Annotated in this window: 23 protein-coding genes and 1 pseudogene; 10 read left to right on the forward strand and 14 right to left on the reverse strand. The window is 62.2% G+C overall.

What is annotated here, in order from left to right; translation table 11 throughout:
* The first annotated feature begins 48 nt into the window (after positions 1-48).
* Positions 49-480: a hypothetical protein gene (locus ACODNH_RS15560; protein WP_306705729.1), complete on the forward strand. Its 432-nt coding sequence runs from the start codon at positions 49-51 to the stop codon at positions 478-480.
* A gap of 37 nt (positions 481-517) precedes the next feature.
* Here the strand turns inward: ACODNH_RS15560 and ACODNH_RS15565 are convergent.
* Positions 518-1,602 (reverse strand): annotated as a pseudogene (locus ACODNH_RS15565) (S1C family serine protease).
* Positions 1,603-1,748: 146 nt separating this feature from the next.
* Here ACODNH_RS15565 and ACODNH_RS15570 point away from each other — a divergent pair.
* Both ACODNH_RS15570 and ACODNH_RS15575 read left to right on the forward strand, forming a co-directional pair.
* Positions 1,749-2,012, forward strand: a complete 264-nt coding sequence (locus tag ACODNH_RS15570; protein ID WP_014039944.1) for a hypothetical protein — start codon at positions 1,749-1,751, stop codon at positions 2,010-2,012.
* Positions 2,013-2,152: 140 nt separating this feature from the next.
* Positions 2,153-4,735, forward strand: coding sequence for a heavy metal translocating P-type ATPase (locus tag ACODNH_RS15575; protein WP_306705734.1), 2,583 nt, complete (start codon positions 2,153-2,155; stop codon positions 4,733-4,735).
* Here the strand turns inward: ACODNH_RS15575 and ACODNH_RS15580 are convergent.
* The gene (locus ACODNH_RS15580) at positions 4,732-5,940 is read right to left on the reverse strand and encodes an ABC transporter substrate-binding protein (RefSeq protein WP_306705736.1); all 1,209 of its coding nucleotides are present in this window, start codon (positions 5,938-5,940) and stop codon (positions 4,732-4,734) included. The genes ACODNH_RS15575 and ACODNH_RS15580 overlap by 4 nt on opposite strands.
* A 247-nt stretch (positions 5,941-6,187) precedes the next feature.
* Here ACODNH_RS15580 and ACODNH_RS15585 point away from each other — a divergent pair, with 247 nt between their 5' ends.
* The gene (locus ACODNH_RS15585; protein WP_306705737.1) at positions 6,188-6,907 is read left to right on the forward strand and encodes a metal-dependent hydrolase; all 720 of its coding nucleotides are present in this window, start codon (positions 6,188-6,190) and stop codon (positions 6,905-6,907) included.
* On the opposite strand, the gene ACODNH_RS15590 is transcribed toward ACODNH_RS15585, so the two are convergent.
* On the reverse strand, positions 6,904-8,256 hold the full coding sequence (locus tag ACODNH_RS15590) for an ATP-binding response regulator (protein ID WP_306705739.1): 1,353 nt from the start codon (positions 8,254-8,256) through the stop codon (positions 6,904-6,906). The two genes, ACODNH_RS15585 and ACODNH_RS15590, sit on opposite strands and share 4 nt — an antisense overlap.
* Positions 8,257-8,582: 326 nt before the next feature.
* Here ACODNH_RS15590 and ACODNH_RS15595 point away from each other — a divergent pair, with 326 nt between their 5' ends.
* Positions 8,583-8,825 carry a hypothetical protein gene (locus ACODNH_RS15595; RefSeq protein WP_306705741.1) on the forward strand — a complete coding sequence of 81 codons (243 nt, stop codon included), beginning with the start codon at positions 8,583-8,585 and terminating at the stop codon, positions 8,823-8,825.
* Between the two features lie 234 nt (positions 8,826-9,059).
* Here the strand turns inward: ACODNH_RS15595 and ilvD are convergent, their stop codons facing one another.
* A complete protein-coding gene (gene ilvD, locus ACODNH_RS15600; RefSeq protein WP_306705743.1) occupies positions 9,060-10,787 on the reverse strand; it encodes a dihydroxy-acid dehydratase in 1,728 nt (575 codons plus the stop codon).
* A 121-nt stretch (positions 10,788-10,908) separates the two neighbouring features.
* On the opposite strand from ilvD, the gene ACODNH_RS15605 reads away from it, so the two are divergent.
* Both ACODNH_RS15605 and ACODNH_RS15610 read left to right on the forward strand, forming a co-directional pair.
* A complete protein-coding gene (locus ACODNH_RS15605) occupies positions 10,909-11,874 on the forward strand; it encodes a beta-ribofuranosylaminobenzene 5'-phosphate synthase family protein (protein WP_306705745.1) in 966 nt (321 codons plus the stop codon).
* A gap of 100 nt (positions 11,875-11,974) precedes the next feature.
* Complete coding sequence (locus ACODNH_RS15610; protein WP_306705747.1) at positions 11,975-13,078, forward strand: NADH:flavin oxidoreductase/NADH oxidase; 1,104 nt, start codon at positions 11,975-11,977, stop codon at positions 13,076-13,078.
* Between the two features lie 6 nt (positions 13,079-13,084).
* Here ACODNH_RS15610 and ACODNH_RS15615 read toward each other — a convergent pair whose 3' ends face one another.
* The 3 genes from ACODNH_RS15615 to ACODNH_RS15625 all read right to left on the reverse strand — a co-directional run bounded on the left by ACODNH_RS15615 (position 13,085) and on the right by ACODNH_RS15625 (position 15,855).
* Positions 13,085-14,095 carry a DUF368 domain-containing protein gene (locus tag ACODNH_RS15615; RefSeq protein ID WP_306705749.1) on the reverse strand — a complete coding sequence of 337 codons (1,011 nt, stop codon included), beginning with the start codon at positions 14,093-14,095 and terminating at the stop codon, positions 13,085-13,087.
* A gap of 106 nt (positions 14,096-14,201) precedes the next feature.
* Positions 14,202-14,453: a DUF7127 family protein gene (locus tag ACODNH_RS15620; RefSeq protein ID WP_306705750.1), complete on the reverse strand. Its 252-nt coding sequence runs from the start codon at positions 14,451-14,453 to the stop codon at positions 14,202-14,204.
* A gap of 91 nt (positions 14,454-14,544) precedes the next feature.
* Entirely contained in the window at positions 14,545-15,855 is a 1,311-nt protein-coding gene (locus tag ACODNH_RS15625; protein ID WP_434530534.1) for a phosphoribosylamine--glycine ligase, read from the reverse strand.
* Between the two features lie 177 nt (positions 15,856-16,032).
* Between ACODNH_RS15625 and ACODNH_RS15630 the strand changes: the two genes are divergently transcribed.
* On the forward strand, positions 16,033-16,305 hold the full coding sequence (locus ACODNH_RS15630) for a DUF7553 family protein (protein WP_306705752.1): 273 nt from the start codon (positions 16,033-16,035) through the stop codon (positions 16,303-16,305).
* Positions 16,306-16,383: 78 nt separating this feature from the next.
* On the opposite strand, the gene ACODNH_RS15635 is transcribed toward ACODNH_RS15630, so the two are convergent.
* On the reverse strand, positions 16,384-17,211 hold the full coding sequence (locus ACODNH_RS15635) for a hypothetical protein (protein WP_434530535.1): 828 nt from the start codon (positions 17,209-17,211) through the stop codon (positions 16,384-16,386).
* A gap of 266 nt (positions 17,212-17,477) precedes the next feature.
* Between ACODNH_RS15635 and ACODNH_RS15640 the strand changes: the two genes are divergently transcribed.
* The gene (locus tag ACODNH_RS15640) at positions 17,478-17,939 is read left to right on the forward strand and encodes a winged helix-turn-helix domain-containing protein (RefSeq protein WP_434530536.1); all 462 of its coding nucleotides are present in this window, start codon (positions 17,478-17,480) and stop codon (positions 17,937-17,939) included.
* A gap of 70 nt (positions 17,940-18,009) precedes the next feature.
* The gene (locus tag ACODNH_RS15645; protein WP_434530537.1) at positions 18,010-18,297 is read left to right on the forward strand and encodes a hypothetical protein; all 288 of its coding nucleotides are present in this window, start codon (positions 18,010-18,012) and stop codon (positions 18,295-18,297) included.
* Here ACODNH_RS15645 and ACODNH_RS15650 read toward each other — a convergent pair.
* From ACODNH_RS15650 to ACODNH_RS15675, 6 genes are all read right to left on the reverse strand, one after another.
* A complete protein-coding gene (locus ACODNH_RS15650; RefSeq protein WP_434530538.1) occupies positions 18,294-18,617 on the reverse strand; it encodes a transcription factor S in 324 nt (107 codons plus the stop codon). The genes ACODNH_RS15645 and ACODNH_RS15650 overlap by 4 nt on opposite strands.
* A 32-nt stretch (positions 18,618-18,649) precedes the next feature.
* A complete protein-coding gene (locus ACODNH_RS15655; protein WP_434530539.1) occupies positions 18,650-19,285 on the reverse strand; it encodes a hypothetical protein in 636 nt (211 codons plus the stop codon).
* A complete protein-coding gene (locus ACODNH_RS15660; protein WP_434530540.1) occupies positions 19,278-20,150 on the reverse strand; it encodes a hypothetical protein in 873 nt (290 codons plus the stop codon). The genes ACODNH_RS15655 and ACODNH_RS15660 overlap by 8 nt, the downstream gene beginning before the upstream one ends.
* 133 nt (positions 20,151-20,283) lie before the next feature.
* Positions 20,284-21,120, reverse strand: a complete 837-nt coding sequence (locus tag ACODNH_RS15665; protein WP_306705761.1) for an RAD55 family ATPase — start codon at positions 21,118-21,120, stop codon at positions 20,284-20,286.
* Positions 21,121-21,201: 81 nt separating this feature from the next.
* Positions 21,202-22,083: a bisanhydrobacterioruberin hydratase gene (cruF, locus tag ACODNH_RS15670; RefSeq protein WP_434530541.1), complete on the reverse strand. Its 882-nt coding sequence runs from the start codon at positions 22,081-22,083 to the stop codon at positions 21,202-21,204.
* The gene (locus ACODNH_RS15675; RefSeq protein ID WP_306705765.1) at positions 22,076-22,960 is read right to left on the reverse strand and encodes a prenyltransferase; all 885 of its coding nucleotides are present in this window, start codon (positions 22,958-22,960) and stop codon (positions 22,076-22,078) included. Before ACODNH_RS15675 ends, cruF begins: the two co-directional genes overlap by 8 nt.
* Positions 22,961-22,963 lie beyond the last annotated feature (3 nt).

Consider the following 22,963-nt stretch of genomic DNA (forward strand, 5'->3'; position numbering starts at 1 on the left):
TCCGTGGCAGCGGCTGACTATTTATACACGTTCGTTCAGTTGCTACGTATGAACACGCACGTCCGCATCGTTGTCGCCCTGCTTCTGGGCGCGTTTGCGTTTGCTGTCACGACCGTTGCAGTAACCGCTGGCTTCGAACCGCAGATAGAGTTCTCGCTGCTCATCGGCCTTCCTGTGGGCGTGTCGGCCGGCCTGACCGCGCTGTTCGCTGGCTACGTCCTGCTGTGGCACCGCGACCGAGCAGCGGCAGGTGCGGTCCCCGAGCGCGCGGTTCGCCTTCGACTGGCCGCGCTGGCGACCATCATGGACTTCGTCACGGTCACCGCGGCCGGCGCTGGAATCTACGTGTTCGTCGGTGAAAGTCTCGGTATCAGCCTGCTTATCGCGGGACTCCCGGTGACGCTGCCGCTCGCCGCCGCCGTCGGCTACATCGCAGCCGGTGGCGGCCGTAGCGAACAGAGCGAGTTCCAGACGCAGTAATCACCGTCGGGGCAGCAGATCCGGCTGACAACGTTCGTTACGGCTCTGGGCGCGAACCGAGCGTGAGTTCGACTGTTTCCTGTGCACCGTCTCGCTCGACCAGCACGTCAACTGTCTCGCCGGGGCTGGTCTCAGCGCGAGAAAGCTCCCCAGCGCCTGCCGCGTCGGCGTCGGAGTGTCGTTCATCTGCCTGACCACGTCACCGCCAGTTGGAATCGCTGTCCCCGAAATCATCGTTTCTCCGTCGCTGCCCTGTAGAACGCCCGCCGCTGGACCATCACTGACGACACGGGTGATGTACACCCCTGACCCGGGGTCCAGATTGTTCGCCTCAGCGACCCGCGGCGACACACTCCGGAGTCCAACACCCATATACGGGTGGTCGTAGTCGCCGGTCTGGATGAGTGACGGCACGACGCGCTGTGCGAGCGGGGCCGAAATGGCGAATGCGACGTTGTCGCCGCCGCCCGAATTGATGATGCCGACCACGTCGCCCTCAAGCGTGACGAGCGGGCCGCCGCTGTTGCCCGGGTTAACCGGCGCATCAGTCTGGACCGCATCGGCGATGGAGAAGTTGTTAGCACTCTGGAGCGTGCGGTCGACACCGCTGACAATGCCTGCGGACACTGAGCCGGACAGTCCGAAGGGGTTCCCGATAGCGACGACTTCGGTCCCGACTGTGGGTTCGGTCTCGACAAACGAGAGGGGTGTCACGTCCGGCGTCGCACCGATACGGAGAACCGCCAGGTCGCTGTACACGTCTGAGCCGACGACGGAGGCAGCGCGCCAGCCGGTGTCAGCAAAGCGGACGTAGTACTCGTCCCCGCCCGCAACGACGTGTTCGTTCGTGACGATATGCTCGTCGTCGATGAGGAAGCCGCTCCCCTGCCCACCACGGGAGTCTTCGGCGTACACTCTAATCGAGACGACGGCATCGGCTACCTCCTGATACACGTTGGTGTAGACGCTATCGGACTGTGCGACCGCGTCGGCTGACTCCGACTGAGCTCCGGTGTCACCACCTGAGTCGCTGCCGGTCCCGGGACTCTGACAGCCAGCCGTGGTCGCGACGGCTGTCCCAAGGGCCCCTAACATCGCCCGGCGAGTGAGAGACTGCTTCATACTGGGGCGTGGGTCTGGGCCGCGAAAAAGGCACGGTCAGAACTCTTTACCGCAACCAGAGTGCCTGATTGCCGTGCGCTCTGGCTTTCAGCTCGGTCCCGCAAGCGGGCACAAACTACAATCGTCCCGATAGCATACGGGGGTGCATGGCAGAGGATTCATCGGGAACGAAAACGCCGACACCGGGGTTCGTGTTGCCCGGACTGCGGTGTGGTGTCGAGATGGCACTCGTGGGCACAATCGTGTTGCTCATCGGCCTCCCGACCGAGGAACCGATACGGCTGGGAATCGTCTTCTTGTCCGCGCTACTGGCGATGACTGTAGTACTGTTCTGGGCAGTCGGCCGGCATATGCGGCGCTGGATCCGGTACGCACAGGGGAAACCGACGCGGACGACGCCGTTCGACTGAGGGTCGCTGCTGGCTCAGTCAGCCACACGGTCGATATCGGCCGATTTAATAACGAATCTGAATTTATTTATTAATCAATCCCACTTTGAGCGGTTAATTTAGCAGCTGAATTAATAAGACCGGGTAGCCTAGCACCGGTAATGACGGAGTCCGACAGCTGTTCGAACGATGACGGGTGTGGCAGTGCGAGTGACGACCCTCCTCCAGCAGCGCACTCCCACGATGGGGCCCACGTCGCACAACTGTCCGTCCCAGAGATGGACTGTCCCTCCTGTGCGGGCAAGGTCGAGTCGAGCGTCCGTGAACTGTCTGGCATCAAGGCCGTTGACCCGCAGGTAACAACGGGTCAGCTCACCGTCGAATACGACGAAACCGAGACCGACATGGACGCGATAGCGGCGCGCGTCGAAGCGGCGGGCTACACTGTCGCAGACGACGGCGGCAAGACGTTGCGGTTCGGCGTCCCGGAGATGGATTGTGCATCCTGCGCCGGCAAGGTCGAGAGCGCGCTCGGCGGGGTCGACGGCATCAGAAGTGCCGAAACACGCCCGACTACCGGAACAGTCGTTGTCACATACAACCCGAACGCGACGGCGAAGCGGGACATCGCGGCGGCTATCGAGAGCGCCGGGTACGAGGTTACGGAGACGACGGGCGAGGACGACACGGGGGCCGGTCAGTCGGACGAGAACAACTCGATCTGGACCAGCTCACGGGCGCTGAAGACGTGGGTCAGCGGCGTGTTCGTCGCCCTGGGCCTCGTTTTCTTTCTGGATTTCTTGCTGCCCGGTGCGAACGCGCAAGTCGGACGCGTTCTGGGGACGCCGCTGTACGTCGACGACGTTCTGTTTCTCATCGCGGTAGCGACCGGTGGCCAGGAAATCCTGCGTGGCGGCTACTTCTCCCTGAAAAACCGGAATCTGGACATCGACCTGCTGATGTCCATCGCCATTCTGGGCGCGCTCACCGCGAGCCTGGCTTTCGGCGAGGCGCTGTACTTCGAGGCCGCAACGCTGGCGTTCCTGTTCAGCGTCGCGGAGTTGCTGGAACGCTACTCGATGGACCGTGCGCGGAATTCGCTTGCGGAACTAATGGACCTCTCGCCCGATGAAGCGACGGTCAAGCGTGACGGGGAAGAGGAGGTACTGCCTGTCGACGACGTACAGGTCGGCGATGTCGTCGTCATCAGGCCCGGCGAGAAGATTCCGATGGACGGCGAGGTCATCGACGGAACGAGCGCGGTGAATCAGGCCCCGATTACTGGCGAGAGCGTCCCGGTCGACAAGACCGAGGGTGACGAGGTGTACGCGGGGACGATCAACGAGGAGGGGTATCTGGAAGTGCAGGTCACGGCGGCGGCCAGCGACAACACCCTTTCGCGCATCGTCCAGATGGTCGAGGACGCCCAGTCGAACAAGACCGAGCGCGAGCAGTTCGTCGAGCGCTTCTCAGCGTACTACACGCCGGTCGTCGTCGCCTTCGCCGTCCTTGTGACGCTGGCGTCCCCCGCCGTATTCGGGGTGGCTTGGTCGACCGCTGTCGTGCACGGCCTGACGCTGTTAGTGTTGGCCTGTCCCTGCGCGTTCGTCATCTCGACGCCCGTGTCGGTCGTCTCAGGTATCACCAGTGCCGCGAAAAACGGCGTGCTCATCAAGGGTGGCAACCACCTCGAAGCGATGGGCGCGGTCGACGTGGTCGCCTTCGACAAGACGGGCACGCTGACAAAAGGCGAACTGACCGTCACCGACGTGCTTCCACTGAACGGGAACACCGAAGCCGAGGTCTTGCAGTGCGCCCGCGGACTCGAACAGCGGAGCGAACACCCCATCGGCGAAGCCATCGTCGCGGAGGCGGGAACGACCGGCGTCGAAAGCGCCGACGTCGATGACTTCGAGAGCATCACTGGCAAGGGCGTCCGGGCGGACCTCGACGGGACACCCCACTACGCCGGGAAGCCGGGGCTATTCGAGGACCTTGGCTTCGATCTCTCACACGTCCACGCCACCACCGATGGTGGCGTTGTCACGAAAACGGCCCAGCAACTCTGTGAGCGCAACAACTGTCTGGACCTGCTGGAAGACGCCGTGCCCGAACTTCAGGCTGAAGGGAAGACGGTCGTCATCGTGGGCACGGACGAAGAGATAGAGGGTGTCATCGCCGTTGCCGACGAGGTGCGCCCAGCGGCGAAAGCCACCGTCTCACGGCTCCGGGATCTGGGCGTCGAGCGGACGGTGATGCTTACCGGTGACAACGAACGCACCGCGGGGGCTATCGCCCAAGAAGTCGGTATCGACGACTATCAGGCCGAACTCCTGCCTGACGAAAAAGTCGCCGCTATCGATGACCTCGTCGCCGAGTACGAAGACGTTGCGATGGTCGGGGATGGTATCAACGACGCACCGGCGTTGGCGAGCGCGAGTGTGGGCGTCGCGATGGGGGCCGCCGGCACGGACACGGCGCTTGAAACGGCCGACATCGCCCTGATGAGTGACGATCTCTCGAAGCTCCCGTATCTGTACGAACTGGCGAACGACGCTAACGGCGTCATCCGGCAGAACATCTGGGCCAGCCTGGCGGTCAAGGCCGGGCTCGCGCTCGCTGTGCCGTTCGGCGTCGTTCCCATCTGGGCCGCTGTGTTGGCCGGCGACGCCGGGATGACAACGGCTGTGACCGGGAACGCCATGCGGCTCTCTCGGGTTCGGTCCGAAAGCGGCGACGGTTAGATCTCGCCAGCGCGAATGTCCGCGATTCGCTGGCGGTCATACAGCGTCTCTTCCTCGTCGAACTCGTCCGGGAACAGCTGTTTTGCGGCGCGCTCTGTCTTCGAGAGGTTGATAATCGGTCCCTGATACATCCCGCCAGCCGGGTACACAGCGCCGTTCTGCACGGCAGTGAGCTGGCTTGCTGTGTCGTGGTCCTGCAGAAATGAGCGGTACGTGTCCTCGAATGCCGCATCTGTACGATGGGTATCCGTGTACAGCATCAGCACCTCCGGATCGATCTCAAGAAGCGGCTCGTAGTCGATTGTCCCCCGATCAGAGGTGAAGCTCTGGATCTCACTCCCGGCGAGCGCGTCGCTCACACCCAGGTCGCGCCAGTGCTTGTACGCCGTCCGGTCCCCGAGCCGGTACGGATAGAACGTCTCCGGCTCGATTGACCCTGGTGAGAGGAGCGCGATCTCCGGGCGCTGGTCTTCCGGGGGGAGCCGTTCCTTCAATCGGTCGAGGAACGCTTCGTGGAGATTCGAGAGTGCCCGGAACCGGTCCTGTCGCTGGAACACTGCGGCTACCTTCTCGGTCGCTTCGTACAGGCTGTAGTACGGATAGTCCTCGTGCCAGGAGTACGTCGAGAAACTGGTGTTCCCACAGAACGGGCCGACGCGTTCGTGCATCTCCTCGACGTCCGACCGGCCCCAGTTCGGGATGAGATTCGCCATGTAGTTGGGGTCGATGAAGTGAACACCGGCGTCGATTTCGAGTAGCAGTTCCTTCGAGATTCCATCCTGCCACAGTGAACTCATATCGCTTTTCGACGGCGAAAGTCCCGGAACGTCCTCGTAATGCCACGTACGGTACTCCCCGGTGAGAACGACTGCACTGGGTTTGGTCAGGCCGAGTGCGACGCCCATATCGGCCCAGCTGGCGTTTTCTGCGACCCACGTCTGTGGCACTGTCTCGAACATCACCTCCCCCACTGGTTCGACGGTGACGCGATAGGGTTTATCGGTGGCCGCCGTCTCCGTCGGTTTGGACTCCGTTGCTGTTGTTGTGGTCGTTCCCGTGGTAGTCTCCGAGTCTGTCGAATTCGGCGGGTCTGAGCCGCTGCTTCCCGTACACCCAGATAGCAGTCCACCAGCGATGACCGTGCCGCCGCAGGCGACGTACTCGCGTCGTGTCAGCTCCGACTGGTCATTTGAGTTGCTCGGCATGATTTTAGGCTAGCCTAAAAATTATAAAACGACTTCGGTTCCCGTCCCCAGAGCGTTCCCCATCGAAGCACGGTACGGGTTGGGCCTGTGTAACGGACAGACAGAGAATACTCTGAAAGACTTTTCGGATACCCATCATGACTGACTGCTGCCTGCGATGATAGCTGGGCACCGGTCTCTGGATCGAACACCACGAGGCTCGTCCACTGTAATATTAAGTAGACGCCACGAGTAGCGTGTATCCGGTATGGAACTCACATGGTACGGCCATTCGACGTGGCACGTGACAGTTGACGACACCGAATTGCTCATTGACCCGTTTTTCGATAATCCACACACAGACACCGATCCCGAGGAACTGGACCCCGACTACGTGCTGTTGACCCACGGTCACGCCGACCATATCGGCGACGTGGACCGCTACGAGGGGTGTGGACTCGTGGCAACGCCGGAAGTAGTCGAGTACTGCGAGGACAACTTTGGCGAGTTCGACGCCGTCGGCGGCATGGGGATGAACCTCGGCGGCACCGTCGAGATCGGCGACGCCTTCGTCACGATGCACCGGGCCGACCACACCAACGGCATAGACACCAGCTACGGTACCAGCGGCGGGATGCCGGGCGGATTCATCATTTCCGACACGAAGCCGACGCAGGTCAGCGACGCGGAGTCGACGACGTTCTACCATGCCGGCGACACCGGTCTCATGACTGAGATGCGCGATGTCATCGGTCCGTTCCTCGAACCGGATGCCGCGGCGGTACCAGTCGGCGACCACTTCACGATGGGGCCGATGCAGGCCGCCATTGCCGTCGACTGGCTGGACGTCGACCACGCGTTCCCGATGCACTACGATACGTTCCCGCCCATCGAAATCGAGACGCAAGACTTCGTGAACGAGGTCAAAGGCACCGGAAGCGACGCCGAGGTCCACGTCCTTGACGGCGACGAGACCTTTGAGCTTTAATCGGGTCGTTCCACGTCGGTTACGGTAAATCGCGCCCCGCCGTCCTCGCTGTCATCGACGGACAGCGACCAGCCGTGTTCTTTTGCGATCCGATTCGCGATATAGAGTCCGAACCCGCTGTTTTGCTTCTCTGATGCGTACCCCGCCTCGAACACCCGCTCTGGTGGCGAGACATCGACGCCGGGCCCGTCGTCCGCAACGAAGAATCCCGACGACGTGGCCCCAACGCGAATCGCAACATCGGGGCCGCCGTACTCAACGGCGTTCGAGAGCAGTATCTCAAGAAACAGTCGCATCGACTCTGCGTCCGCCAGCAGTCGCCTGTCAGATGTTACTTCGAGCGACGCGGCTTCGAGCGACAGCGAACTCCATACGTCCCAGACGACCGTCGAGAGCCACTGCTGTTCGGGCTCGAACGTCGGCGAGTCACTTGTGGCCAGCGAGACGACTTTATCAACAATCCCAGAGAGTTGGTCGATAGAACGCTCGACTGCGTCGATATGCTCGTCGTCGGCCTCAACCTGCGAGAGATGGCCGGTCGATACCTGAAGTTCGTTTCGGAGTTCGTGTGCGGCCAGCAGCGCCACCTTCCGGAGGCGTTCGTTCTGCTGCCTGAGGAGCCGTTCGTGCTCCTTCTGGTCAGTGACATCCTGCGTAATGCCAATGAGGCCGGCCAGTTCATCGGTTTCGTCGTACCAGGGGACCTTCGACGTTCGGAGGTGTTTCCCCATTGACGGCGAGAACTCGTGGACGTCGAGGATGTCGGTCCCGTCGTTGATTACCTGTAAGTCGTCGCCGCGTGCCGCATCCAGATACGTCGCCCCGGCGGGGAGCCCGTCTTCGTCTCGCCGGCCAAGCAGTTCTGGGGGTGCGTACGAAGAGTCGTTGAGCAACAGATAGTGCCTGTCAGTGTCTTTTACGTACAGGTGTTCGGAGTTTCGTTCGAACATCGTGGCGAGAATCGTCTCCGGCCGGGACGCCGGTCGTGCGGCCATTGTCTCGCTGTTTTCGAGTGCCGCACCGATTGCGGCTGCCAGTTCCGGCGATCCCAGATTGTCCGCAGCGACCGTTTGAATATGGTCTCCGCGGTCCGCCGCACTGCCATACATGATCACTGGGAGGTCCGGATAGAGGCCGGTAGCTGCCTCCGCCAGATGGCCGCCCGCCATCCCCTCACACGTCACCGGAACGACGAGGCAGTCAACCGCAGTACGTAGCAGTGTCGTATCGACGCAGTCGGGCTCGGTCGTATCAACTACGGCGTCAATTGCTGCCTGTTCAAGTGCCGCCTGTAACTGCTCTCCGGCAGCAGTCTCGGCAGCGACGAGGAGGACAGTCGGCGGGGACATCAACACGCCCACGATTTGTACTGTGATTGTAAATAGGTTTAGTAGTCATGATAACGCTGCAACAGGACGCAACAACGGGACGAGCCCCTGTGACCAATACTGACTAGCGCCGTCCGCAGTGACAGGTCGTCTTCTGTGTTGGCCCGCTAACTGGGCTGGCTGGTCGCTATACAGCACTCTCGTATCACGATGGCTGTCCTCAAACTAGAGAACTGTGTGGTGATTGCCGAGAGGAAGAGCCGTCGACAGGATAGCCGATACCCAGTAATGATACCCAAGTGAAAGGATTCACAACAACCGAGTATCCGGACAGCGTATGGGCAGGTGTGTCCGAAACGTACGTGTGTGCCCGATGCCAGGCCGGCGTCGAGCGGGACTTCGAGGTTCGGTCGATCATCAGGACCTGCAGCGAGTGCGGCGAGAACGAACGGTTCCTCCACAGGTCGCTGGTCGAGTCGCTCTCTGCAATCGCCGCTGAGAACCGGCCGGACGGCTGGGACCAGATGACACTGGACGAGCGGTTCGAAGCGGCGCTCAAAGAGGGGCTCATCACGGTTACACGGAAATAAGTCTGTACTGCCGCGCTGACGGCTCCCTTCGGTCCGGTGAAAGGTCCGACTACCGTCGGCTTCTCAGTCTACTTTGCGCCGGGATTCGTCACCGCACCGCTAGCCACCCGCCTCTTTCAGCGTCCCCCTTCCTCGCGCCATCGGCACTTCGGGAGGGGCCCTCGAAAAACGTGGGCGAAAAAACCGGATCTCACTCCACACGGTCCAGTGAAATGTCCGTTTATTGTCGGTTTCTCACTCCCACTTTGCGCCGGGGTTCGTCACCGCACCGTTGGCCGCGGAGCCGAAGTCGTTGTGATACTTCGCCAGCACGCCGCTGTCGTACGTCGGTTCTGGGTCGTAGTCTTCGAGGCGCTGTTCCATTTCGTCCTCTGTGAGGTCGACCGACAGTTCGTGGTCGTCGATGTCGATAGTGACGGTGTCGCCGTCCTCCAGAGCGGCGATTGGGCCGCCAACGAACGCCTCGGGTGCGACGTGACCGATAGAGAAGCCGCGGGTCGCGCCGGAGAAGCGGCCATCAGTGAACAGCGCCACGTCCTCGGCGTGGCCCTGGCCGGCGACGGCCGACGTCACGCCCAGCATCTCGCGCATACCGGGGCCGCCCTGTGGCCCCTCGTTGCGGATACAGATCACGTCGCCGGACTCGACGTGGCCTTCCTGCACGTACTCCATGGCTCCTTCTTCCTGTTCGAACACGCGGACCGGTCCCTCGTGGTGGAGGTGGTCCTCGCCGGTAATCTTGATGACCGCGCCGTCGGGCGCGAGGTTACCCGAGAGGATGCGGATCGCACCGCGTTCGTGGATCGGGTCCGCAACAGTATTGAGATAGTCCACATCGAGGTCCTCGACCGTTGGCGGGTCGATCTGTTCGAGTTCCTCCGCGATTGTGTTGCCCGTGACCGTGAGTGCATCACCGTGGAGCAGGCCGGCGTCGTTCAGGGCCCGCAACACGACCGGGACACCGCCGACCTCGTGGAGGTCGTTCATGACCCGCTCGCCGCCAGGCTGGAGGTCGGCGATCTTGGGCGTCCGGGCGCTGATTTCGTTGAACGTCTCGATATTGAGGTCGATGCCGGCCTCCGCCGCGAGCGCAAGCAGGTGAAGGACGGCGTTGGTCGAACCGCCGACCGCGACCTGCAGAGCGATGGCGTTCTCGAAAGACTCGCGGGTGAGGAAATCCGAGGGGCTACGACGTTCCTGCACCACCTCGACGGCGAGTTCGCCGGCTCGGCGGGCTTCCTCGTAGCGTGACTCGTGTTCGGCCGGTGGAGAAGCCGACCCAAGCGGCGCGAAGCCGAGCGCTTCGGAGATAGATGCCATCGTGTTGGCGGTGAACATCCCACCACAGGAGCCCGCACCGGGGCAGGCATGACGTTCCATCTCGTCGAGTTCGCCTTCGCTCATCTCGCCGTCGGCGACTGCGCCGACGCCCTCGAAGACGTTCTGGATAGTGACTTCCCGGCCGTCGTGCTCACCGGGCATGATCGACCCGCCATAGAGGAAGACGCTCGGCAGGTCCGTCCGGATGGCGGCCATCATCATCCCGGGCATGTTCTTGTCACAACCGCCGATGGTGACGATACCGTCCATGCGCTCGCCGAAAGTGACGAGTTCGACCGAGTCGGCGATTATCTCACGGGAGATGAGCGACGCCTTCATTCCCTCGGTCCCCATTGAGATGGCGTCTGAGATGGTGATGGTCCCGAACTCGATTGGCATCCCCTCGGTGTCGTCGATGCCGTCGTAGGCGGCGTCGGCCACATCGTCGAGATGGACGTTGCACGGCGTGATATCGGCGGCGGGGTTCGCGACGCCGATCATCGGCGAGGAGAGGTCCTCATCGTCGTAGCCCATCGCGCGGAACATCGCACGGTGGGGGGCTTTCTCGTACCCCTCCGTTACCTCGGTACTCCGCAGGTCCGGGTCTTTTTCCGGACGTTCTTGCCGCTCCTGATTGCTCATATTTCACCGTGGCCATGGGCAACCTTAAATAACTTGTACTCGCGCTAACGTCCCACATAGAAGTACGGCGAAACCCACCGGTGACAGCAGGTTCTTTTCCGTCGGGGACCTCCGCTGCGATATGCCGACGGTCACGACCGCCGCGCGACTCCACTTCGGGTTTCAGAACCTCTCGCTTGCCCACGAGCGCCTTTATGGGGGCGTCGGGCTTGCCCTCGATGAGCCGCGGCTGACCGTCGAGGCGACACGGGCCGACACGGTGCAGTGCGACGACCCGGCGACTGAGCCGTACGTCCGGCGCGTCGTCGACGTGCTTGACGTTCCCGGTGCTGCTGTCTCCGTCAAGGAGCGGTTCCCGCGACACGTCGGCCTCGGGAGCGGCACACAGCTCTCGCTGGCGACGCTCATTGCCGTCGTTCGGGCCTACCACCGGACCGCTGACGCACGGACGTACGCGCCGCAACTGGGACGGGGTGGCCGGAGCGGCGTCGGCGTAGCCGCGTTCGAGTCAGGCGGGTTCATCGTCGATGGTGGTCACCCGACGGAGCGGTTCACAGCAGAGCCACCGGCGGAGGGAGATTGGGACGTGCCGCCGGTGCTGGCCCATCACGACGTGCCTGCACACTGGCGTTTTGTCATCGTCGTTCCAGACACCGATCCCGGCCAGAGTGGGAGTGCGGAAGACCAGAGCATGCGGCAGGCCGTCGAGCGTGCCGACCCCGGCATTGCCGACGAGATTTCGACGTTACTGACTCGCCGGGTCCTCCCTGCGATTGCGACCAGAGACCACGACGACTTCGGGCAGGCCGCGGCGCGGCTGGGCCGACTCAATGGTGCGTGGTACGCTGACGAACAGGGCGGGGTCTACCGCCCGCCCGCCGGTGCGCTCGTCGATTCACTGGCAAGCGCCCCAGTTATTTCAGGGGCCGGCCAGAGTTCTTGGGGGCCAACCGTCTGGGGACTGACGACAGCGGATTACGAATCGGAGGCCCGCGAAGCGGGCGTGCTGGCACTCGATAGGGCTGATGTCGACGGAACAGTTCGCGTCGTCGCGCCCAGTAACACTGGTGCCTCGCTGACTGAATAGGCTGCCTTGCGGCGGGGCCGTTCAGTATGAGCCACCGGAACTAACGACGACTCTTGCAGCCGCCAGTGCGGTTATCCGTCTCGCCAGCGAACCCTCATCGATGACTGCACTGTTCTCACCACTGGAACTTCGCGAGACGACAGTCCCGAATCGCGTCATGGTCTCTCCAATGTGCCAGTACTCCTGTGGGGCCCGCGACGGCCTCGCCACCGACTGGCATCGGACACACCTCGGCTCTCGTGCCGTCGGCGGTGCAGGTCTGGTCATGACTGAAGCGACTGCCGTCGAAGCTCGCGGTCGCATCTCTCCGGAAGACCTGGGTATCTGGAGCGAGGAGCACGCAGCGGCACTCGAACCGATTACGGAGTTGATCAGCGAACAGGGCAGCGTACCGGGCATTCAGCTGGCCCACGCTGGCCGGAAAGCATCCATCGAACGACCGTGGGATGGGCACGACCCGCTCCAGTCCGACGACGGCGGTTGGGAGGTCGTCGGCCCGAGCGACGACCCGTGGCCGTACGAGGACGAAGAGGCCCCACCGACGACAGCACTCGACCAGGACGGTATCGAGGCTGTCATCGATTCGTTCCGTGCCGCCGCCGAGCGTGCACTCGACGCCGGCTTCGAGGTCGCGGAGGTTCACACCGCCCATGGCTACCTCCTGCATCAGTTCCTCTCACCAGTAACGAACCACCGCGAGGACGACTACGGCGGTGACTTCGAGAGCCGCACGCGACTGACACGAGAGGTTACCGCCGCTGTCCGCGATGTCTGGCCTGACGACAAGCCGGTGTTCGTCCGTATTTCGGCGACTGACTGGCTCCCCGACCGCGACGCATGGACTGTTGAGGACTCCGTGCGCCTGTCGGACCGACTCGCTGACATCGGTGCGGACTTCATCGACGTGAGCGGCGGCGGTATCCACCCCGAATCCCGCCCCGATTACGCCGGCCCGAACTACCAGCTTCAGTACGCAGAGCAGATTCGACAGGAAACCGAGTCGGATATCGCCGTCGGCGCTGTCGGCGGCATCACGACGCCCGAACAGGCGGAGGCCGTCATCGCCAACGACCGGGCCGATATGGCTATCGTCGGCCGTGAACACCTCCGGGACCCGTACTTCGCGATGACTGCTGCGAAGGAACTCGACGCGACAGATGAAATCGAGGGGCCGCCGCAGTACCGCCGCGCCTGGGGCTTCTGACGGAGGTCAGACTTTATCGAGGTCGAGGTCGACGGCGTACCAGTCGAGCACGAGCAGGAAGACCGCGCCGACAGCACCAGCGGCGACGAACGCGATGAGAACATCCGTTGAAAAACCCACCTTCTCCTGAACTTCCACGACGGGGGCACGCAGCGCGCCGACGACAAGCGCGACGAGAAACGCGAGCGTGGCCCGGCGGTTGTAGGCAAGCGCCCGACGGACAACGCGCGCAATGGTGAACAAGCCGACGAGCCCGCCGAGAATGAACGTCACGACCGGCACAGCGGTCGTAGTCACGTCTTCGGTTGGGCCGCCAGTAACGAGCGCGATGAGTGCGTCGACGAACTCGCTGAGGGCCGTCGACATGCGGGTATACTGGCCGAGGATGATGAGCAACAGCGACCCCGAGATGCCGGGCAGAATCATCGCGCTGACGCCGATCATGCCGGCGACGAAGACCAGTGCGAGGCCGCCACCATCTGTGGCGGCTGTCGACACCCCGGACACGTAGAACGCGAGGAGAAAGCCGACGACGCCGGCCCCTATCTGGAACGGGGAGTCGACTGTGAGACTTCGCAGTAGCACTATCGCTGAGGCGGCAATGAGCCCGAAGAAGAATCCGAAGAGGAGTGCCGGCGTTTCCTGGCTGGCGATGTGAACGATGCGCGTTACGATGACAACGGCGGTGGCGACGCCAGCGACCAGCGCGAGGAGGAACCAGATATCTATTTCGAGAAGTTCCGAAAACGCGCCACGGATATCGACACCGCCGTCTACGGGAGCGAGTGCGCGTAAAAACCGAAGTATCCGTCCCGGCGTGAAGGCGGTAATTGCGGCGATGAGTCGCTCATAGACCCCGGCGATAAGCGCGATTGTCCCGCCAGAGACGCCAGGGACGCCGTCGGCACTGCCCATACAGAGGCCGATGAGAAACGTTCGAAGCCACGCACGAAGCGGCGGCACCGAGCCCCGAATGGTCGGCAGGTCGCTCGAGTCTCGGTCAGGATGGGTGGTCATCACTGAACGCTTCCAGCATCACGCTGAAATCCCTTGTGGAGTTGCGTCGTGTCATGGAATCATCACAACGACGGAACAAGGGCTGGACAGGCAGTCCGCGACAGCGTTAGCTCCGCTGTGATAGCGTGAGCACGCCGTTCCTGAGTGTCTGGACTGCGTCAGCGGCCGGCAGATCGATGTCGAACTCCGTCTGGAGGTGCGGGGCGTCGACGGCAACGACGGCTTCCGTTCCAATTACATCGACTGTCACGTAGTCGTCGCTAACCTGAAGTGAGTTGAGGTCGACGGCAACCGTCCAGCCGTCATCGTGGTCGGTGTGCGAGACGTGTAGCGGCGACCGTTCAGTTTGTGCGTCCATTCGTCATCCATGAGTACGTGTTACACACATAAAGGTCCCCGTTCGGCGCGTGCCAAAGAGCACAGCGCAAGACAATGCAAGCAATCTGTCCTTACAGAGCCGGGCCGAGATAGCCCCACGCCTGCAGTCTGTCCCCGTCACCGTCGATCCAGCGCTCACCGATGTCGTCGCGGTAATAGCGGTTCGGGATGAGGATGTCGTCGATGCGTTCGTAAGCCTGCTCTCGCGCCGCCTGCATCGTCTCGCCTTTGCCCGTGATAACTCGTGGCATTCCACTCTCCCCGGCGACCCGCCACTGCCCGTCGATCCGCTTTGCGTCCTCGATGTGGACGCCCTCGCGGCTGTCGGATTCGAAGACGATCGCCGCGTTGCGGGAGTTCTCATCGTATGTGTCCTCGTCGTCAAACGGGAACGGCGGGAGGACGACCCGAACCGCGACCTGATACCCGCGATGGACCGCCAACTCCGGGTCGCGCCCGTTTGCCAGGTCGAGGAAGAACTGGCCCGTCTCTGATTCGAACGACTCCTCCTGAAGCGTTATCGTTGGATAGCCAAAACGCGGCGTGAACTCAAGCGGGTAGATACCGCTGTCGTTGACGATGCAGTTGATGTCGATGCTGCCGACGTACCCCTCGTCGGCGAGCCAGCCTTCCACCTTGCCGAGTGTCTCCTCAAACAGTTCGTTCCGGCCGGCCCAGAACATTGAGGTTCCCATCTCACCGGTCGAGGGACCAATGTTGCCCGGGAATAGCTTCTTGTGCTCGAAGTTGAAGTTGATCGGTTCGACGAACGACTCGCCGTTGAAGAAGCCACAGACGGCGATTTCGACGCCCTCGACCTTCCGCTGCAGCTGGAAGCCCTTCATCCGATGGCCCCAGGCCTTCTTGTACGCTCGAAGTACGTCGACGATATCGCTCCCGTCGTCCTCGTTCCCGACGTAGAGCAGTCGTTTGACGTTCTGGACTTCCCCTAGGGGTTTGATTACGTACGGTGCGGGGTTCTCCTGTACGTGTTGGATACCGGCGTCGAAGTCCTCGAAGACGTGATGCTCGATAGTGTTGACACCGTGTTCTTCGAGGATCTCCATCGCGTAGCCGCGGTCTTCTTCGAGCGTGTCCGTGTTGGGTGTCCCGCCAACGACGGCGTGGCCTTCGGCCCGGAGTTCCTGTGCAATCTCGCCGGTACCGATATCGCTGCCCACCCAGATATCGTCGAAAATCACGACATCGGCCCAGTCGAGATCCCCCCGCCAGTCGTCGGTTTTCGGGACGAACCCATCGGCGATCTCCTGATCGCTGTCGGCCTCGATGTAATAGCGAACGTCGTGTCCCTCCTCGGTGACCTGCCAGGCAATGTCGCCGATGAGTGCTGCGTCCAGCGAACAGAAGAGGAAGTTTGCCATGGTACGTCTGCAAGCGGGTGCAGGGTAAACGTTGCCGTCCTGCCAATCGCAGCCATTGCTATCGCGATGGTCGGACACAGGACTGTTATGCCGGCCTGTTGGATACCCGCTGTTTGTTTAAATGAACCCACATCGGGAAGCCGAACCGTTTTAGTCCCTATCTGTAAATTGCCACGTATGACACGCGACGAACTCGCGTCCGCGAGTGAACTGCTCGAATCGGCGGCCGAAGACACTGACAGTGACGCGGCGAGCGAACGCCTTGCCGAACTCGCTGACCAGCTCGACAGTCTCGCGACTGACGAACACGGCCCGGACCACGGTCGACTCGCCCGCATCCAGTCGGCACTCAACGACCTCAGTAGCGGTGACGCAGAAGACGCGGCTGGCGCCATCGAAGACGCCGACGACGAGATTAACGAGTACCGGTCCAACCTCGAAGGGGTTTGAGGCGGCGCTTCTGCGCCAGTAGATGGCTGTCCGGTGATTTTCTGCGAGGCAACGTTGGTTTTTGAACGCGATAGAGCGCTACGACTCGGTTGCGGTTTCCTCGTCGACCGGCTTGATTCGGTGTGTTGCGTCGTTGTGATCTTCCGCGGCTCGTAGTCGGTAGATGACTTCACGAGGCTCTGTATCGTCAACGTACGGTGTTTTACCGTCGCGTGTGATGACCGCTGTCTCTCCCGGCTTCAGTTCCCCATCAAACCGACCGACGGGCGCGTAGGCGACGCGCGGCCCGGTTCGGTTGAGTGCAATGACGTACCGGCCAGTGGTGTCGCCCGTGTTTGTGACCGTTATCTCAAGTGTTGGCTTGGCGGGCTCAGTGACGCGCTCCGGCCCGTCAAGGGTAACATCGAATGACGGCAACGGGGCGTTGAGTCTGTCTCGAACAGCCTCCGGTGGCGTCCACTTCCCGCCGGGCCAGGACAGTTGGGCGTCGCTGACTGAGCCGGTTTCCGGGAGGGCAAAGACCAGTGGCCCACCGGTCTCGGTGAACTGTCGGCCCCACTCTCCGTCACGATACAGGCCGTTCCTGAACGTCTCGGGGCTGTACGTCGCCCCATCGAATCTGAGCGAGAACGCGGCACGGTCGACTTCCGAGCCCCGGATAGCCGCTGTCAGCACGAGGAACTGGCCGTCAGCTGACTGAACAGTGATCGAGTCGGTGCCGGGAACCACAACCCCGGGCATCACCGCAGCGTCGGTAATCGTCACCGCGGGCGGCGGTCCGGTGTCGGTTTCACTGACGGCCGGTGACGGAACGGGTGTCATCGTTTCGGTGTCAGCAGCCTCACCCTGACATCCCGCACCGGTGATAGCCAGTCCGCAGAGTGCCAGAACACGACGGCGGTACATGGATCTGCGTTACCCTGCCCTGGGTAAATGCTTTCAGAACGCTTGGGTTCAGTTTTGACCGACCGTTTCCAGTTTGGCCCAGAATAGACCTGTCTCCTTGACTTGGGAAGTCTGTGACGCTGCGAAGGCAGGTGATGTCAGATTAAATAACATCTTAATTAATGTTTGTGGCTAACCAAAAGCTTTTGACAATTCCGTTGGTTTCAGTCAACTGTATATCAGGTTGGGGGATTGGGTGGCAGTCCCTTTCCTACGTGGTGATATCAATGAGCAAATCAACGAACGGCCGAACGGCCCCCAAGTCGATGCGACACAAGCAAATACTCGACGTAGCGGCCGAGAACCCTGAGGCGTCCATCGCAGAGCTTGCGGCTGAAGTACCGAGCGCGACAGCGGAACTGGTCGAGCGGGTCCTCGAAGAACACGGCGACCCAGCTGAGACCGACGAGACGGACGCGCCCGACGAGTCACCGGGTGAACCGTCGGCGGAGTCACAGTCGTACCCGGCCCCCGAGGATCTCTCGTCGACAGAACGCGAGACGCTCCGGTCGATTCAGCAACACCCCACCGCGTCCCAGCGGGACCTCGCTGAGAAGCTCGGTGTCACGGCTTCGACTGTAAGCAACCGCGTCAACGGCATTGACGGGTTTGACTGGTCGAAACCGCAAGACGTTCGCAAACGCTGTGTTCAGCGACCAGGGGACGGGGTCGCTGACCCCCTCCGATGAGACCGAAACGCCGGCATCCGACAGCGAACCATCGGAGTCAACAGACACCCCGGAGGATGCCGACGGGCAAGTGTCAGAATCAGCTGCCGCGTCCGGCCGCAGCGACTCTTCGGTCGCGGAGGTGGAGTCCGCAGCCGGCGAGGTGAACACCACGCTGACGACATTCCAGTCGACTGTCGAAGACCTCTCCACACAGTTGGCCGAGCTCGAAGGCCAGGTCGAAACCGTCACCGACGGCGGCGGCTCGCCACAGCCGTTTCAGGACCCGGAGCTCGTCCACAAGGTCGTCCACGCGTGTATGGACTCCGACAAAATATCTGAGGATGAAGAACTCCGGATTCTGGATTCGCTGCTCTAGTTATACTCTCGCCACCGGTGGCCACAGTCTTGACACTTGAAGAAGCGCGTCGGCGGTTCATCGGCTGACCCGGTCTGTTTGATCGTGTACCACGCTTTGCCGTGTCCGCATTCCTCACAGGTCACGTCGTCGGCCGTCGGCTTCCCCTCGAAGTTCGACCCCTCTTCGGTCTCTATCAGTTCGTCGTCGCTCTGTTCGTCCGTGCTGACGAACGCTGCCGCGCGGTCCTGATCTTTCTCGACGCGCGCGCCACAGGACTGACAGACCATCTCGTCACCATCGGCGTGCATCATCGAACCACAGTCGTCGCAGAACTGCATACACGCTCGTCGGACACCGAAACAAAAAGCCGTTACTGCTCGTCCTCGATTTCGTGTTGCTCGGCGACGACCGGACAGTCCAGCAGCCGGACCGTCTCCATGTCGAGGAACTCCATGATTTCGGTCCCCTCATTCGTGCAGTGTGCGTTCGGCGGCGCGGAGAAGTGTTCACATTGCTCGCAGTAGCGGTGTTTCGACACCTCCGCGTAGCGGCTCTCTGTGGTGGTCTCGCTGTCATCGTCTGCAGCGATTTCCGCCCACACCTTGTCCGCGTCGATGTGGTCGACATCGACCCGCTCGAACGCGCTCTCGCCGCTCCCGAAGGGGTCCTCGCCCCGCTCGTCCATCCCCGAGAAAGGGTCGTTCGGGTCGGGCGACGATCCAGAGCGTGGACTGTCTGAGTCGGCCGCCGAATCCGAACGGAACTCTTCCGTGTCGACGGCCGAGAGCAAGTCGTCAGCATCGGTCGCATCGGGGCCCGTCTCGGACACATCGTCGGCCGGTGTGTCACTCGGTTCGATGTCCGTCCAGCCATCGTCGGGTGGCTGGCGTGTGTCTGTCGAGCCGTCCGCGTCATCAGGCCCCCCATCGAGGCGCTCGAACGGGTCGCCCTCGCGGTCGTCGCCGGAATCGAGCTCTTCGAAGGGGTCTCGTTCGTCGTCACTCATGGGTCTCGCCCGGTTCAAGTTGTGCTGCGGCCACCAGCCGCGCCTTCGAGCGGATAATGCCGCCCTCGGGCCGCACGTCCGACACCGTCGTGTTGCAGTGTGGACACTGGGGTTCGGTCAGGAGCCCAATCTCGACCTGCTCGTCACAGTTCGAACACCGCGCCGTCGAGATGTTCTCCTGTGCCGCAGCGCGTTTCAGCCGGTCGACCGCTTTCTGGTTCTGGTCTCGGCCGCCCTGATCGTCGCGGAGGTCGCTGACGACCCAGGCGACGCGAGTGAGTTTGTCTTCGACATCGTCAAGACGGGCGTCGATGTCGGCGACTCGCTCGTCCTCCGTTTCGAGCGAGTCGGTCAGGTCACCTCGAAGCCCGGCGAGTTCCGTCTCCATTGCGTCAATCTCCTGTGAGAGTGCATCGATGCGATCGAACTCCTCGTGGCTGTGGTCGGCCGGCGCTTTCGCGTCAGCCTCCCGTTTGACCTGCACGACGCGCTCGCGAACGTCGTCGATTTTCGTCTGGAAGTCCGATTCGAGCGCGTCGAACCGATCGGCAAGCTGGCGTTCCACCGTGTCGACGATATCGGGGACATGGGAACTCACGGCGCTCTTGGTCGCCGCTTCGACTGAGCCGTTCAGCTTTTCGTCCACGGTTGCAGCGACGACGGCATCCAGTTCGTCTGACGACGGCTGAATGTGGTCGCCCATTTCGTCGTCAGAATCGGCCGTTGTCATATATGCGGCCAGCAGTTGCTCCATGACGGCATCGCGAGGAACGCCGAGTGTCTCGGCCTGCTCGGTCAGCCACTCATCTAGATCTGCAGATAGCTCGACGTACACTCCCCCGTCATCAGTCGACTCGGAGGACATTACGACACCTTTGACGAACAAGACTGATAAGGGTTTACCGCCGATTTCAGATACCGAGAGTGGAAGCGACCACTCAGCACCGTTCTCATTGTTCTCTGTCGACAGATTCTGCAAGTTGTCCCGCCGACTATCGTTATCGAATCTTGCGCACGTCGCTGATGTCGAAGCCGGCATCGCCCAGTTCAGTTTCGAACTGAACGATGTCCTCGTCCTCGATCTGTGAGAGGACGCCGCGGAACTGCTGGACAACAAGGGTTCGGGCGCGAGTGGAGCCGCCGGATTCCCACGCGAACTCCATCGTGCCGTGGGAGGCGTCAACGAGCTGCCCGTGTCGTACAGTCGACAGCGTCTCGGGATTGATGTGCAAGAGGAGCAGACAGCCCCACTGATGGGCCGCCTTCTGAAGCCCCTGAACAAGTGAACTGATGTCCGACCACTCGATTTCCTCACCCATGGCGCTGACAAGATCCGATAGCGAGTCGATGATGACGAGGTTGTTCGCCGCCACCTCGTTCAGCACCATGCCGAGCGTCCCGAGCAGGTCCTCCCGCTCGTGCCGTGCCCGGAGGTCGGTGATCGATGCGGTTTCGCTGGCGTACCATTCCCGTGGCACTGGACTGATGTGGAAATATCGCTCCGAGAGGTCGTGGAACTCGACCGCCCGGCTCCCCTTGTCGACCACATCATCGTCCATCGCCAGCCGCATCTCGCTGACCAGTTGCGATTCGCTTGTGGTAAACGAAATGTAGTGGATCTCGTCCGGGGCGACAGCGTCGGCCGAGCGGTCGCCGTAGTAGAGGTCGTGCAGTTCCGTGTCCACCTGTTCGAGCCCGTTGATGAGTGCGCTCGTATGCATGAACTCCCGGGAGCCAGCGCCGGCCTCGCCGGAGAGCAGGACGACGCTCCCGGCGGGTGCTCCACCGTTGATGATGGAGTCGAGCTGGCGGATTCCAAACGGGATTCGGTCCATACGTGCACCTACCTACGCGGTTGCTTAAACGCTTGGCCTGTCTCGGTGGTCGTGACAGGCGGGCAACAGCAAGCCACGAGGTCACCGCCAGACAGCACGGCCGAGCCGGGTTTCCGAGAGGTCGAAGTCGAAGCGATCCGTCCAGAGAAGGCCACCCCCCAGCAACGCGGCCAGGCCGACAGGCATCCAGTTCGCGTAAAAGAGGTTGATACCGCCCCACAGCAAGACGAAGCTCACCAGGTCATCGAGCATGAACGGGCAGTCCCGGAGTCGCTGGCGGAGCCCTGCACGGTCGAACCCGAAGTCGAACAGGAGGACGGCGACTGATCCCGAGAGGAGCCAACCGGCGTAGTTCTGCCACGGGACGCCGTAGAACTGCGGCATCTCGTAGATCCAGAAGCCGATGGCCACAGCACCCGGATCAAGCACGAGATCGACGAGCATGACCGTCGCCAGCGTCGCCAGCAGCCGAACCGCGGTTGACGCTGCCCTGTTGCCGAGCAACAGCAGGACGAGCAGGTAGGCGTTCAGGACCAGCGGGAAGAAAAACACCGGGAGCCCGAACGGTACCTCGCCAAGCAGCATCGGGCCGAGGTCGACACCGTAGATGAACTCGCCGTAGGGCCAGCCGGTCTGGACGCCGATGAGTTCGATGCCGTACGAGTAGAGTGTCAGCGCGACCAGCGCCAGCCCGGCCCGGCGGTCTACGAGCGGGAAGACGCCGGCGGCCAGCGGAAGCCGCATCACGAACGTCCCGAACAGGACGAAGTAGGGATTGAACGCGAGCGGGTCCGGCAGGAGCCCCTCGGCACTCGCGAGCAAGGTCACCGCGCCGACGAGCGGAAAGACGACAGCGATGGTAAACCGGTTCTCGGTGACGAACTGATCGAACTGCGCGGTCGCGTCGGTCTTTGTTTCCGGGAGTGTCCAGCCCGCCAGCGTTCGGTCTTCGCCGCTACCCATACAGCATCACCCACAGCGCGATGAGTGTGAAAACCATTCCGACGACGGTGTTAATCGCGGGATACCACCAGTACGCCTCGTCGATGTCGACGCCGATGCCGAGAATCCCGAAGACGAGGCCGGGATAGACGAGCAGTATCAGGCCGAACACCCAGTGCGTGTAGGTGAACACGAACGCGGCCGTGAGCCAGCACATCACGCAGTAATAGTAGGTGTTTGACTCGCCCAAGAACGTCGCCGTGGTCTGGATGCCTGCCTCGCGGTCGGGTTCGATATCGGGAATCGCCGAGAAGGTATGCATCCCCATCGCCCAGAGCCACGCGCCGGCGACCGCTGTCGCTGGCGGGGCCACTCCTTCGATAGCGGCGTAGCCGATGACGCCGGGCAGGATGTACAGCCCGTTCGAAATGGAGTCCAGAAACGGCGTCGTCTTGAACCGGAGTGGCGGTGCCGAGTACTCCACTGAGAGCGCAACCCAGGCGAGCAGGGCCACGACGCCGAGCGTTGGCAGTCCGAGGGTGAACAGTAACGCGAGCACGCCGCTGGCGACGACGATGGCTGTGATAGCGCTGTCCCCGCGGTAGCTGACCTCCCGGCCCTCGTCTTTCTTGGGATTGTGCTCGTCGATGTCGGCGTCGAAAATGTCGTTGACGCCGTAGAGGAACACGTTCCCAGGGATGGTGAAGTACAGAAACAGCGCGATAGCCAGCGGCGAGAACAGTTCTCCCGGGCCGTCGGCCGCGTAGCTAACGCCGACGATGACCGGGCCGCCGAGGTAGAGCCAGAATCGCGGGCGGGAGAGCCGTAACAGGTAGCCTACAAGCGTCTCCTCCGGCGGAATGACGGCGGTAATGCGGTCGGTCGGGAGTTCGGGCATTAC

Origin of the sequence: Haloarcula sp. NS06, assembly GCF_051122755.1 — an archaeon.
Taxonomy (GTDB): domain Archaea; phylum Halobacteriota; class Halobacteria; order Halobacteriales; family Haloarculaceae; genus Haloarcula.